Annotated in this window: 9 protein-coding genes; 4 read left to right on the top strand and 5 right to left on the bottom strand. The window is 38.1% G+C overall.

What is annotated here, in order from left to right; translation table 11 throughout:
- Nucleotides 1–20: 20 nt before the first annotated feature.
- The 3 genes from MCQ_RS05395 to MCQ_RS05380 form a co-directional block, all read right to left on the bottom strand.
- The gene (locus MCQ_RS05395) at nt 21–707 is read right to left on the bottom strand and encodes a BA14K family protein (protein ID WP_006924037.1); all 687 of its coding nucleotides are present in this window, start codon (nt 705–707) and stop codon (nt 21–23) included.
- A 2205-nt stretch (nt 708–2912) separates the two neighbouring features.
- Entirely contained in the window at nt 2913–5225 is a 2313-nt protein-coding gene (gene uvrB / locus MCQ_RS05385) for an excinuclease ABC subunit UvrB (protein WP_006924036.1), read from the bottom strand.
- A gap of 267 nt (nt 5226–5492) precedes the next feature.
- Nucleotides 5493–5861 (bottom strand): SH3 domain-containing protein, encoded by a 369-nt coding sequence (locus MCQ_RS05380; protein ID WP_006924027.1) that lies wholly within the window; start codon nt 5859–5861, stop codon nt 5493–5495.
- Between the two features lie 287 nt (nt 5862–6148).
- Here MCQ_RS05380 and greA point away from each other — a divergent pair, with 287 nt between their 5' ends.
- Complete coding sequence (gene greA / locus MCQ_RS05375) at nt 6149–6622, top strand: transcription elongation factor GreA (RefSeq protein WP_006924025.1); 474 nt, start codon at nt 6149–6151, stop codon at nt 6620–6622.
- A gap of 6 nt (nt 6623–6628) precedes the next feature.
- A complete protein-coding gene (locus MCQ_RS05370; protein ID WP_006924024.1) occupies nt 6629–7687 on the top strand; it encodes a glycosyltransferase family 4 protein in 1059 nt (352 codons plus the stop codon).
- 867 nt (nt 7688–8554) lie between these two features.
- Here the strand turns inward: MCQ_RS05370 and MCQ_RS05365 are convergent.
- Nucleotides 8555–9949, bottom strand: coding sequence for a TrkH family potassium uptake protein (locus MCQ_RS05365; protein ID WP_006924023.1), 1395 nt, complete (start codon nt 9947–9949; stop codon nt 8555–8557).
- Between the two features lie 311 nt (nt 9950–10260).
- On the opposite strand from MCQ_RS05365, the gene trxB reads away from it, so the two are divergent.
- Together trxB and MCQ_RS05355 are read left to right on the top strand one after the other, a co-directional pair.
- Nucleotides 10261–11214 (top strand): thioredoxin-disulfide reductase, encoded by a 954-nt coding sequence (gene trxB, locus MCQ_RS05360; RefSeq protein WP_006924022.1) that lies wholly within the window; start codon nt 10261–10263, stop codon nt 11212–11214.
- A 35-nt stretch (nt 11215–11249) separates the two neighbouring features.
- Nucleotides 11250–12155, top strand: coding sequence for a LysR family transcriptional regulator (locus MCQ_RS05355; RefSeq protein WP_006924021.1), 906 nt, complete (start codon nt 11250–11252; stop codon nt 12153–12155).
- A gap of 800 nt (nt 12156–12955) precedes the next feature.
- On the opposite strand, the gene MCQ_RS05345 is transcribed toward MCQ_RS05355, so the two are convergent.
- Entirely contained in the window at nt 12956–14158 is a 1203-nt protein-coding gene (locus MCQ_RS05345) for a pyridoxal phosphate-dependent aminotransferase (RefSeq protein WP_006924019.1), read from the bottom strand.
- Nucleotides 14159–14167: the final 9 nt, after the last annotated feature.

Raw genomic sequence — 14167 nt, 5'->3', positions numbered from 1 at the left:
CGGGGTTTTTGCAATGTTAATCATCTTACTGGAGCATAACAGAAGTGATCTAAGCCATCATAACCTCGAAAAGTTCCTGTTTTAGGGTTAAATGAACGGTATCTTTGCTTACAATAGTTAAGCCAGTCAGTAGTCCATGGCTGATATGTTGTTTCTGATTGTATTTCATAAATTACCTGACTTTGTGGAATTTGTTGATAGACTACACGGTTTTGTGGTACAGTTTGGTAGACAATTTGTGGCTGTTCTGGTTGTTTTAGAATATTGCCAAGAATCGCACCTGCAGCAAGGCCAATAATTCCCGCTGCTAAAGTATCTCCTGAGTTATTACGATTCACGTGATGTTCATGTATATGATGATGTTTTGTCGTTTTGCGCTCGACATAATGATATTGTTTGCGTTCAACATGATGATGTTTCCTTTCCCTCCTTTTATGGTCAACATGATGGTGGTGCTGATTATTATAAGAATAAAAAGGGTGATGCTTATTAAGAACAGAACGAGAGCTATAATCATCAGAATGGATGTTAAAGTTGTGAGAAGGGAAATGATTTTCTACCTTCATTCTTCTTATCGAATTATCGATTTCTCTCGAAACATATTCACTGTGAAAGGATGCCATATCCGCAAGCGTTGTACCTAATGGTACTAAAACGGCTGCAGTTGATATTACTGATAATACCGCTACTCTAATTACTTTTTTCATAACAACGCTCCTTGATGTAAATTCGCATTTTTCCATATTCTATATGTGCCAAACTGAATAGAGCCTGAACGATTTTGGATTTTATTTTGACAAAACGAATAAAAAGTCATTTAGTTAAGCGTATACTGTAAATATTATAGAATAAAATCGTGACAAAAATTTGGTTTTAAACAATACACTCTTTTGAGCTTAATTTATAAGTTCGTATTGATAGCACTTGATTTTTTACTATGGGAAAAAATTCTCCATTGAATAAATGGTGTGGTGATAAATCTCACTTTACTTGCTCTGAACCATAGAGCATTGTTCTACGTGATTAATTTTGTAAGGACGATATAAAAATTCTACTTTGCGTTGTATGCAGATAATTTTGATAATAAAAAAATGTTTTTTATTCATGTTTGCTGATTTAACTTCTTTATCCTTGGTTAAGGTTTGTGATCAACGGTGTAGGGGAGGGCAGATTACATTTGCAAAGAATGGGCGTGTTACCATGGAGAAGTATAAGATTAAGTGTACGGATCAGCAAAAGATTTGAGTTTCATTGAGGATAAATCTCTGAAAAAGGCATCAAAGTACAAAACATCTCCGTTGTTTTGTTGAAGGCGTTCATGGTTTTTGAAAAGTGCAAGCTCAATAGCGAGAGGATTCGTTTACCTCAGACAAGTGACCTAGCATTGCTAAATTTTATGAATCTTAGTGTCAGAAAAAAATCACTTTCGGTTTTGAAAGATTTTTCCAAGAACTATGGATTATGATGGAGAAGCTGTGAGGATTGAAATACCATCTTTGCCAGAGCTTCATTCCTGTGCTGGAAGCTATAGATAAGGTTAGCATGAAAGAAAAGTGTTAGAAAGAAGAAAGGGAAGATTTACCACGAAGAGTTATACTGTGGTGGATATCTTAGTGTTTGTCTTTATATTTTGCGCTATTCTAGGGAACTGGAAATATATGGCTCAGGCATCTCAGTATGTTGAATGAAATGAAAATACACAAGGTATTTTGATAAAGGTTATGTTCATATGCATGAAAAGAAGGAGTAAGGAAACAAAATTGCATTTCTATCTTTTTTTCTCGTACAAAGTTTGAGACGAATGAGAGTTTTTTAGGGGGCCAGCTTTTGTATGCCAAATGATGACGATATATTTGTTTGCGTAATCTCTGAAACAGATAGACAGCCTCATTGAAAGAAAACATGAAGCCATAAAGGTGAAAACCAGCTTCCATTTTTACCATTTCCTTTTCATTTGGCTTTACGACTTTTAAAAGCATCCAAAGCAAAAACCTTTTAAATAATAAAGATTGTGTATTGCCTCATGCTTTTGTTTTTCACGTTCTTTAATGGGAATACGCCGCTCATATAAAGCCGTTCATATAAAACAGAACGCCGTTGTATTGCAATTCACGTGCTCATGTGCTTTTTTTTAAAAGAACTATTTCTCAATCCACCCAAGTCTATTTCACGATGATGTTCGTGATTAATATGTAGATTCATTGAGCAACACGATCTTTACGCTTATGAAGGTATAAGCTGGCACCATTATACTATTTTTAGCTCTCAATGTCGTGAAAGCTCTTGCATTGAGACGGTTCATAAGAAGTATTTTTCCTTCTTTCTTCAAGTGTTTTTATCTACATGCCAATTCTGCTTGTGACGCGTAAGCGAATGATTTTAATTGATTCAAAATAAACAGATTTGAAATAAAAGAAACTTACTGTATTCGGAGTGCTAATTCAAGTTGCACACAATTAATTATTATTATAAATCAATGCTTTGTGCGCATAATAAAACACCTCATCATGATAATGTTCCTTTTCCACATAAAGCCACTTTATCGAAGGTTATTTTCAATAAAACCAATCATTTCAGACATATCTTCTAGTGATTGTATAAAAGCTTCTTTTTCATGGGATTGCTGATCTATACTTCAATCGCGCTTTGGCATAGAAGCGTTAGGGGTATAAAGCCTAGAGTTTAGGAGTATTTTGGGAGAGTTTTATAGCTTTCTGATATTAGGTAATATGCTCAAACGAGGTAAGATTGTTTAAAAAAAATATTCGAAGCATTTTCTTGTAAAATTTTCTTTCTTACGTTGTTTTTATTTAAATTGGAGTATTCATTTTATATGATGATACTGTTGCTGCTTATTTTAGCGAGATCTTTAGATAAGCTAAGATATCTTCTAAATATTTGGAAGTTTTGAATCACTTTGGAGGGAATATTTTCTTTTTCTTCTCATTGAGAGTGTTTTTGTGAGATCTTTTTGGGGTTTGTTGATTCTTTAAAATGCCGGTATCTGTGGTTGGTCCCATATAATCAAGGTCTGGTTTGGCGAAAAGGCTTGATTGTATTACAGGCGCATGGGTAAATTGATTGCTATGGTGCGTTAAGGGATCATCAGCAATTGCTAATTCTATTTTCTGTATCTGTTTGATTTCATCACGAAGTCGCGCTGCTTCTTCAAAGTTAAGATCAGCTGCTGCTTTGTGCATTAATTTTTCAAGACGTTTGATATGAGATGCTAAATTTTTACCAACCATATTGTTTTTCGCGATGAAATCAGGAATATTCTTGTCAATATGGTTGGTTTCATATCCTGAATTGAGAATATCTCCGATATTTTTTTTGATACTCGTCGGTGTGATATGGTGTTCTTCATTGTAGGTTATTTGTTTTTGTCGGCGTCTTTGAGTCTCTTGTAAAGCTCGTTCTATAGAGCCTGTGATTGTATCTGCATAAAGAATAACTCGGCCATCTACGTTGCGTGCAGCGCGTCCAATTGTTTGTACGAGCGAGGTTTCAGAGCGCAAAAATCCTTCCTTGTCGGCATCTAAAATAGCGACAAAACCGCATTCTGGAATATCTAAGCCTTCTCGAAGCAAATTAATACCGATTAAGACATCAAAGGTGCCGAGCCGCAGATCGCGAAGAATTTCAATACGTTCTAGTGTATCAATGTCAGAATGCATATAACGTACGCGAATACCTTGTTCGTGGAGATATTCAGTTAAATCCTCGGCCATACGCTTGGTTAGCACTGTCACCAATGTACGGTATCCTTTTTGAATTGTTTTACGAATTTCATTTACAACATCATCGACTTGATTGTAGGCAGGGCGAACCTCTGTTGGTGGGTCAACAAGCCCTGTTGGGCGAATAATTTGTTCAGCAAAAATGCCATGAGATTGTTCTATTTCCCAGCGTCCTGGTGTTGCAGAGACGGCAATAGTTTGCGGGCGCATGGCATCCCATTCTTCAAAGCGTAAAGGACGATTGTCCATACAAGAGGGAAGGCGAAAACCATATTCTGCTAAGGTCGCTTTTCGTCTAAAGTCACCTCGGTACATGCCACCAATTTGGGGAATGGTTACATGGCTTTCATCGATAAAAACAAGAGCATTGTTTGGAATATATTCGAACAAGGTTGGTGGTGGTTCACCGGGTTTTCTTCCTGTTAAATAGCGCGAATAATTTTCGATTCCAGAGCATGAGCCAGTGGTTTCTAGCATTTCCAAATCAAAAATTGTACGCTGTTCTAAACGTTGCGCTTCTAAAAGACGTCCAGCTGCGTTCAATTCATCGAGGCGTTGAATTAATTCCATTTTGATTGACTTCATTGCCTGATTTAGTGTTGGACGCGGTGTTACGTAGTGTGAGTTGGCATAAATTTTAATAGATTGGAGGTCGCCTGTTTTTTGACCCGTTAGAGGATCAAATTCAGTAATCGTTTCTACTTCATCGCCAAAGAGTGAAATGCGCCAAGCACGATCTTCAAGGTGGGCAGGAAAAATTTCAATGATATCCCCTCGGACACGAAAGGAGCCACGAATGAAATTGATATCTTGTCGACGATAGTGTTGAGCAACCAAATCAGTGAGTAATTGCCGTTGATCAAGCCTATCTCCTATTTGCATTTGGAAGGTCATGGCGGTGTAGGTTTCCACTGAACCAATTCCGTAAATACAAGATACAGACGCGACGATAATGACGTCATCACGTTCAAGTACCGCGCGTGTTGCAGCATGGCGCATACGGTCGATTTGTTCATTAATAGAGGATTCTTTTTCAATATAAGTGTCAGAGCGTGCCACATAGGCTTCTGGTTGATAATAGTCGTAATAAGAAACAAAATATTCGACGGCATTGTGGGGAAAAAAGCTTTTAAATTCTCCGTAAAGCTGTGCCGCTAGAGTTTTATTTGGTGCTAAGATCAGAGCTGGGCGCTGTGTTTTTTCAATGATTTTGGCCATTGTATAAGTTTTTCCTGAGCCGGTAACACCCAAAAGCACCTGAGTACGCTCATTCTTCTCAATCCCCTCAACCAGAGTTTTAATTGCTTTAGGTTGATCTCCCGCAGGTTCAAAGGATGTTTCGAGTTGAAACGGGATGCCGCCTTCAGATTTTTCAGGCCGAACGGGACGGTGAGGTGTCCATAATGCGCCATTCTTAAAAAGAGGATTTCCTGAGGCAATGAGTGCAGAAAGAGCTTCCACTGTTGCTGTGACACCATTTTTCATTGTTGCAGTTGCATCCTTTGATATAAAAGTACTCGTGGTTTTTAAGTCAATACAGAGTTTTACAACTTAATCGCGATAACAGCAAAACGTTCCTTGGCAGTTTTGTTTCGGCTTACTGGCTATTTCATAGGATATTTGATTAAGCCTTTAAGGAAGTTTCCTTGGGTGTTTTGAGTATGGTGACATTTGTAGTGGTTTGTCTCCAATATCTTGTTTGCGTCATGATGATGTTCAATGGGGAATTTTTCATAATATTCAATACAGTTGTTATGGAGAACTAGTGTCCATACTGTGATTTTTTACTGAAAGCATTGTGTATGTGTGATACACATCATTTCCATCTTTAAATGAGAGGTAACGAGATGATACCCAACCTGTTTGGCTATTATATCTAATATGGCACCAGTTTCCTTTACAGATTTTGACAAACACTAACTCTCCTGCGAGGATTAAACCACGAAGTGCATACTGAGTGCTTGGCCCCATTCTAAAATTAAGATTTCTCGTGACAAAGGCATCCGCAGCTTCGGATACTGTTGTGGCTAAAAAGAGAGGGACAAACACAAAAAAAACTACCAATTTTTTCATTTTTCCACAGAGGATTTCTTTAGAGATTTCCCTTCCTTTTCTCTTCATACAGGATCTCTTGCATTTAAGCTATGATAAAACAGAAAAAAACACAATTGTTTCTTCTTTAGGCTTTAGGGATAAGAGCATAGTTAGACATTTAAAGTCCTTAATATTAGAGTTTTTTAAATATACTTTTGGTGAATGCTTCGTATCGCATTATTATTTTTATATGGAAAATAGGGATGCTGTACTATATAATAAAAGAAATTATAGTTTTCGGATTCCAAAAGTAATTTTGGGAGCTGTTTTTTTTGTTTTTATTAAACCTTCCGTGTAACAGAAAGGGACGGATTATGGAAAAAGTTCCGATGACTACAGCTGGTTTTGAAAATCTTAAAGAAGAGTTGCGTTGGCGCCAACAACAGGAACGTCCACGAATCATTGAAGCAATTTCTGAGGCGCGCGCGCATGGTGATCTCTCAGAAAATGCCGAATATCATGCTGCTAAAGAGGCGCAAAGTCATAATGAGGGGCGTATAAATGAGCTTGAAGACTATATTGCGCGGGCAGAGGTTATTAATGTTTCGCGTCTTTCCGGCAATAAAATTAAGTTTGGAGCCACTATCAAGCTTTTGGATGAGGATACTGAAGAAAAAAAGGTTTATCAGATCGTTGGTGATCAAGAAGCTGACGTAAAAACTGGAAAAATTTCTATTTCTTCACCTATTGCACGAGCACTTATCGGCAAGCAAGAGGGTGATGTGATTGAAGTAAATGCACCAGGTGGTGCGCATAATTATGAAATTATTAAAGTTCAATATATCTAAATTATTATGCGTGTGTTTTTGAAAGAGACCGATGTCATTGTTCCTCATTTTAAAAAACGTTTGTCAGGGGTAACTTCTACTGTTATTCAGCTTATTCCATTACAGCGAAAACAGGGTATGCGTATATCCATTTTTGGAGTGGGGTTGCCGAAAAATTTGCCAACCCTTGCCTTTAAAGACCTTTTCGGGCTTTGGAAAAGCCCGGTCGGTAAGCCATTTCGTATTTGGCATGCACGGCGCAATATTGAAATGCTTTGTGGGGTTTTTTTGCGCGATATTTTGCGAATGAAGCTTAAACTCATCTTTACATCAGCGTCTCGACGCCATCATAAGCCTTTTACCAAATGGTTGATTCGTCGTATGGATAAGGTTATTGCTACCAGTGTATGCACAGGAACTTATCTAGAGGTGCCTCATCAGGTTATCATGCATGGAGTGGATGTGAGACGTTTTTCACCACCAAAAACGAGAGATGATCGCTTTTCTTCGTCTGGATATCCTGGAAAATATGCAGTAGGGTGTTTTGGGCGCGTGCGCTACTTAAAGGGCACTGATTTGTTTGTGGACGCTATGATAGCATTGTTGCCACGTTACCCTGAATGGACAGCAGTTATTGCGGGGCGTACTACAGGGCAACATTATAATTTTAAAAAAAAATTATGCCAGAAAATTGCTGAAGCTGGTTTGAGTGACCGCATTATTTTTCTTGGAGAGGTGCTTGATACGCCTTTGTGGTACCGTCGTTTGTCGCTTTATGTGGCACCATCTCGTATGGAAGGTTTTGGTTTGACTCCATTGGAAGCAATGGCATCTCAGACAGCTGTGGTGACAAGTGATGTAGGAATTTTTAAAGATTTGGTGGTAGAGGGAACAGGAACAGTTGTTAAAGTAGGTGATGGTTCGGCTTTAACTTCAGCAATTGAGCCTTATTTTGTTGATATCGAAAAAACATTAGCTGTAGGGCAAAGGGCTTTGGCTCACGTTCGCACTCATTTCCCTCTGGAAAAAGAGGCAGCTGCAATTGGAAGCATTTACGAGACAATGTTTGCTGAAAAAACACTTTAAATATGTCAGAAATTTCCTTGTACAGTGAATATAATGTATCATCTTTAGAGATTCTCGTAAATGATATTCAAGCGAACAATTCAATCATACAAATGTTATTTTACGAAATTGAGGGTGTCTTGATACGATATAGACTCTCAAAATTTTTGAAGAGGCTTAGGAGTTTATGCTCTTAGAGTGATGTGGAGAAGATTGTTATAAAGTGCAGGTGTGGGGTGGGTATTTTTTTATTTCCAGTAATTAGGGAGAATGCAGGAAAGAATGCTTTAATACCTTCAACTCCAAAAATTTTAGGTAAAATGTGGCTCTTCAAGTAATTTTTTTGTCGTTATTTTTGTGATACTAAGTGTATGGGCAAAAGCAATAAGATATTTTCCTTCCTTTGAGAACATGGTTTGCTGCTCTATCTCTGAGACCAGATTTTGAAGCTATGCGTTTTGCTCCATTGGTGAAAGTGATAGTGTATTTTTCAATAAAAAATTCAACTCAAGTACATTGTAATGGAAAAACATTTTTACCAGAACTCATCACTTTCTTGATCTTAATGATAAACCATTAGTAAAAATATTGAAATATTTTCTGAAGCTATTTCCTCTTTTTGATGAGGAATGTGCATAAAGCAGAATGTTATAAGACCTTGTTTGATATGAAAGCTCTTGAGTAACACTTCATAGTTCTTGATGTATCATTCATCTCAAACAGTTGATGTACCAAAAAGAGTGGTTTAAGATCTTATTGGAGGATAACTTTATATTGCTGACACAATGACTCAATTGATTTTTTCATCAATTGAATGAGTATTATATTTTATAATCCACATTGTTTATCTTGTAAATTGCTTATCATTGCAAACTTAAATGCTATGCGTTAGAATTGTTCACGCCAAAAAGCTGGAATAAAAAGTACGAAGATAGTTATAATTTCAAGACGCCCAGCTAGCATCAGAAAACTTAAAAACCATAAGGCATTGTCATTGATTGTAGAGAAATTGCCAGCAGGTCCAATAATGTCTCCAAAACCTGGTCCAATATTTGAGAGGGCGGTTAAGACACCTGTAAAAGCAGTGGTAAAGTCAAGACCGGTAGTAAGCAAAAGTGCAGTACCAATAATGAGGCAGAACATATAAAGACATACAAAAAACAAAATTGATTTAGCAACGTCGCTTGATATATTGGCATGATCGTAGCGTGCTTTTACCACTACATTAGGAGAAAGAAGTTGCGCTATATTTGTTTGTGTAATACGCCAAAGGATAATGAGGCGGTTGATTTTCATGCCACCAGAGGTAGAACCAGCACATCCGCCCATAAAAGAAATAATGAAAAAAATTCCAAGTGCAAAAGGACCCCAAAGTTGATAATCTTTAGCGCTATAGCCAGTGGTGCTAATGATAGACGAAAGGTGAAAAATTACATCAAGAAAAATCCAGTTGAAGGTGCGATGATCATGAAAACGCAACCATGCTGCTAAAGAAAAGCTAAAAAGGAAAACAATAGTAAGAAAAACGATTACTTGCGGATCAAGAAAGCGTTTAGAGCGCCCAGGAAGCACTAATTTAACATAGAGTACAAAGGGTAAAGCAGAAAGCAACATAAAGATTGTTGAAACAATTAAAATGGCTGGCTTATCAGAAAAATAGCCAAAAGAACTGTCATGAGTTGAAAAACCAGCTGTTGCTACTGTGCTCATTGCGTGGTTGATGGCATCAAATAAACTCATGCCAGAAGCAAAATAGGAGAGCATACAAGCAAGGGTGAGTCCAACATAAGCTATGATAATTCCATTGGCAATCTGATTAATGCGGGGTAGTATTTTTTCAGATTTATCTGATGATTCCATATGAAAAAGCTGGGCCCCTCCAACACGTAGTGAAGGCAAAAGCAAGAGGGCTAAACCGATAAAGCCAATGCCTCCAATCCAACATATGAGTGAACGCCATAACAAAATACTTCGCGATAAATTGTCAAGCCCAGTGATTACTGTGGAGCCTGTGGTTGTAATTCCAGAGACGGATTCAAAAATTGCTTCTGCTAAAGAGATTGGGAGATGAGAAAGATAAAGGGGTAAGGCGCCAACGATGCTTCCTGTTAGCCAAAGGCAAACAGTAAGTGTAAAGCCAAGTCGCGCTGAAAAACGGCAGGTAGCCCCCTTGGTTGCCAAAAGAATTAGAGTTGCTAACATAGTGGTTATGGCGCAAGAATAGAGAAAGGTTATCCAATTACGGCTATTGTCGTGCAAATCGACAAAAATTGGCAGAAGCATTGCCCCTCCCATGATTAACGCAAAACGTGCACAGACATTGATAATAAATTGAAAAATGGTTGTTTCCTATCTTTGTATCACTTTTTGTTACGGTTTTATGCTTATGATAATTTACGTTTCTCTCTTTATAGGATAAAGATTCATTTCTACATGAAGCACACCTTGGTGAACTGGCAATCAAACCTTTTCCCAAAAATCGAAAAGAAGTACTTATACATCATAATTTAGGCTGTTGAAAAATCTTTTTTTTATAAGCTGCATTTCGTTATAATTTATAGAATAATTAAGTAATAAAAAATGAAAGGGATTCTATGGTACAATCGCGTGTTCGCCTGCTTATTATTGGCTCTGGTCCAGCTGGTTATACAGCGGCGGTTTATGCGGCGAGGGGAATGCTCAAACCGGTTTTGATTACTGGATTGCAGAAAGGTGGACAATTGACGATTACAACTGACGTTGAAAATTATCCGGGTTTTGCTGATCCAATTCAAGGGCCGTGGTTGATGGAACAAATGGCAAAACAGGCTGAAAATATGGGCACGAAAATTGTTTATGATATTATTACAAAGGCTAATTTATCAAAGCGCCCTTTTATTTTATACGGAGATTCAGGAACGCAGTATTGTTGTGATGCGCTCATTATTGCAACGGGGGCGCAGGCTCGCTGGCTTGGTTTGGAGAGTGAACAGACGTTTATGGGGGGAGGTGTTTCTGCTTGCGCTACATGTGATGGCTTCTTTTATCGTGGTAAAGATGTTATTGTTGTTGGGGGTGGAAATACAGCTGTAGAAGAAGCTCTTTATTTGTCGCATTTGGCTAAAAATGTTAGCGTGGTACACCGCCGAGATCATTTTCGAGCAGAAAAAATTTTGCAAGATAGGTTGCTTGCTTGCAATAATGTACGCATTATTTGGGATCATGTTGTAGAGGAAATTGTTGGTTTGTCAGCTCAGGATTCAAAGGGAGCTGTTGTAACAGGTGCACATCTTAAAAATGTTAAAACCGGTCAAAAGATTAAGGTGGATGCAGATGGAATATTTATTGCCATCGGGCACGATCCCGCTGTTTCTTTGTTTGAAGGGCAATTAAAACAAAAACCGGGTGGCTATTTATGGACGATGCCGGATTCAACAGCAACGAGCATTGCTGGTGTTTTTGCTGCAGGAGATGTAGCGGATGACACATTCCGCCAAGCTGTAACAGCTGCGGGAAGGGGATGTATGGCAGCACTGGAGGCAGAACGGTTCTTAGATCTTCAGGTATGAACTCTCAAGACGTTAAATAAATTAGAGGCAAAATTGTGACATCACCATTGGATTGGGATAAGTTAAGGGTTTTTCATGCTGCTGCAGAAGCAGGTTCTTTTACGCATGCAGCGCAAAGGCTTCATTTATCCCAATCAGCAATTTCACGACAGGTTTCAGCTTTAGAGCAGGATGTTGGTGTATCCCTGTTCCAGCGTCATGCGCGTGGGTTGATTTTAACAGAGCAGGGTGAGATTCTTTATCGCACAGCTCATGATGTTTTGATGAAGCTTGAAAGTGCGCGCTCGCAGCTAAGTGAAAGCCGTGAAAAACCGGCAGGGAATTTGCGTGTCACATCAACCTACGGAATGGGGGCAGGATGGCTTGCAGAGCGTATGCCTGAATTCTTAAGTCTTTATCCTGATATGCGGGTTCAACTCTTGCTTGATGATGAAGAACTTGATCTGACAATGCGTCATGCAGACTGTGCTGTGCGTTTACATCAACCTCAACAGCCTGATCTTATACAAAGAAAACTCTTTACAATTCATATGCATGTTTATGCTTCGGAAAATTATATTGCAAATTATGGCAAACCAGAAAAAATATCTGAGCTGGATGCACACCGTATTATTTCGTTTGGTGAACCTGTTCCATCTTATTTGTCTGGTTTAAATTGGTTGGAAAAGGCTGGTAGAAGTGATGGATCTTTACGCACTTCAGTACTACGAATTAATAATATTATTTCAATCAAGAATGCGCTTATGCGTGATCTGGGTATTGCTGTGCTTCCTGATTATATCGTAGATAATGATGAGCGCCTTGTGCGTCTTTTTCCTGATATTGTTGATATTCCTTCCTTCGATACTTTTTTTTGTTATCCTTATGCTTTAAAAAATTTGGCAAAGCTGAATGCTTTTCGAGATTATATTTTTTTGAAAGCACGTCAGTGGTCTTTTTAGTGATGTGATAGTTTAAGCTATGTTTTTACTGCATAGCAGATCCGCTTAAGTCTTTATTGTGCTTCTTCTTATAAAATGACATAAAACAATATCTCTTGATTATGTGTCTCCCATTGCATTTTCTTGAGTGTTCCCTTACGAAGATCTTTCAGATTGATTTTATCTCTGAAGGTTTTCCAAATTTGCCGGACAATTTGTCCGGCTTTTTTTTGGTAAGCTGAAATAATGTTTGAAAATTGGGTATATTGAAAGATCATAAGAAAAAAATCAAAAGGGATGTCCTAATTTTTGATACACACACCAATAGGTGGTGAGAAGTTTTGCAGAATATTAGGATTATAGATTATAATAGCCGTTGTGAACTGAAAGGGGTTTACGGGGAAACATAGTCTTTATAAGCATGAGATTTTATTTAGCATCGCAAATTTAATTGAGAAGTACAAGCCTTACGAGCATGTAACATATGGCTTTGATGATAGTCATTTAATGTGACTATAAAATTGGAAAAGAGTCATTTTTTAGTCATAGAGTTAAGACAGCCAAGGATATAGATTTCAATATACTAAAGAAGATAGAGATGTGCTTCATGTAAATATTATCTCTAAGATTCGTTGTGCTTTGTCTGTTTGAATAGAGTATCTAAAAATTTTTTGATTTTTTTCATGGTATATATTGCTATGCATTTTTTCTCATACACACTTTTTACAGAAGCCATTTATTTATGCCATTAACCTGGTGTCCGAAAATCTCTTAGGTGCACTGCGGCAACGAAATTATAGCAATAGATGATGCTTAGAATTTTAAAGCAAATTATTGCAAAAGCGTTGGATGCGTAAGCAAGCTTCTTTAAGCAACTTTTCTGATGTCGCATAAGAAATACGAAAAGCTGGTCCAAGTCCAAAAGCAGACCCATGGACTACAGCGACAGATTCTGCTTCCAGAAGTGCTATTACAAAGTCTTCATCATGAGCGATCACTTTACCTTCAGGGGTTTTCTTCCCAATGAGTTCTGCACAAGAAGGATAAACATAGAAGGCACCTTCTGGCGTTGGACAATGAATCCCAGGCGCTTGGTTTAGCATGGAAACGACAAGATCACGCCGTTTTTGGAAAACACCTTTATTTTGAGTGATAAAGTCTTGTGGTCCATTGAGTGCTTCAACAGCTGCCCATTGTGAAATAGAGCTTGTACCGGATGTCTGTTGTCCTTGAATAGTATCCATGGCCTTAATTAATTCTTGTGGGCCGCCTGCATAGCCGATTCGCCAACCCGTCATAGCATAGGCTTTAGAAACACCATTCATTGTGAGTGTACGGTGGTAAAGTTTTGGTTCCACCTGAGCTGGAGTGACAAAATTAAAACCTTCATATGTGAGATGTTCATAAATATCGTCGGTAAGGATGTACACATGAGGATATCTTACGAGAACATCAGTTAGCTTTTTTAATTCGTCATGCGTATAAGCAGCGCCTGATGGATTTGAAGGAGAGTTAAAAATGAACCACTTGGTTGTTGGAGTGATGGCCGCTTCCAATTCTTGCGGTTGAAGCTTATAAGAAAATTCAGCTTTTGTTTCTACAAAGATAGGTGTGCCCTCGTTAAGAGCAACCATTTCTGGGTAACTTACCCAATAAGGTGATGGAATGATGACTTCATCCCCTTTATTCAAAGTTGCCATCAATGCATTAAAGAGAATCTGTTTACCACCAGTGCCAACAATAATTTGTTCTGGTTTATAATCGAGATCATTTTCTCTTTTAAATTTCGCTGCAATCGCTTGGCGCAATTCTGGAATACCAGATATAGGTGTATATTTTGTTTCTCCACGTCGAAGAGCTTCAATGGCAGCATTTTTGATATTGTCTGGTGTATCAAAATCTGGTTCTCCAGCGCTTAAAGCAATGACATCACGACCTAATGTTTGCAAATGACGCGCTTTTTGGGAAACAGCAATTGTTGCAGAAGGTTTGATACGAGAAAGCCTCTCGGCGATAAAAGCCATAGTTTCAGT

Source organism: Candidatus Bartonella washoeensis Sb944nv, from assembly GCF_000278135.1.
GTDB classification, from domain to species: domain Bacteria; phylum Pseudomonadota; class Alphaproteobacteria; order Rhizobiales; family Rhizobiaceae; genus Bartonella; species Bartonella washoeensis.
Note: the sequence above shows the minus strand (reverse complement) of the source record. Positions and strands in the feature narration are given on the sequence as shown.

Coding starts and splice junctions, on each gene's coding strand:
- uvrB (WP_006924036.1), bottom strand. CDS start 5,225: ATGAAAAATGGTGTCACAGCAACAGTGGAAGCTCTTTCTGCACTCATT.
- trxB (WP_006924022.1), top strand. CDS start 10,261: ATGGTACAATCGCGTGTTCGCCTGCTTATTATTGGCTCTGGTCCAGCT.
- greA (WP_006924025.1), top strand. CDS start 6,149: ATGGAAAAAGTTCCGATGACTACAGCTGGTTTTGAAAATCTTAAAGAA.
- MCQ_RS05380 (WP_006924027.1), bottom strand. CDS start 5,861: ATGAAGAGAAAAGGAAGGGAAATCTCTAAAGAAATCCTCTGTGGAAAA.
- MCQ_RS05370 (WP_006924024.1), top strand. CDS start 6,629: ATGCGTGTGTTTTTGAAAGAGACCGATGTCATTGTTCCTCATTTTAAA.
- MCQ_RS05365 (WP_006924023.1), bottom strand. CDS start 9,949: ATGCTTCTGCCAATTTTTGTCGATTTGCACGACAATAGCCGTAATTGG.
- MCQ_RS05345 (WP_006924019.1), bottom strand. CDS start 14,158: ATGGCTTTTATCGCCGAGAGGCTTTCTCGTATCAAACCTTCTGCAACA.
- MCQ_RS05395 (WP_006924037.1), bottom strand. CDS start 707: ATGAAAAAAGTAATTAGAGTAGCGGTATTATCAGTAATATCAACTGCA.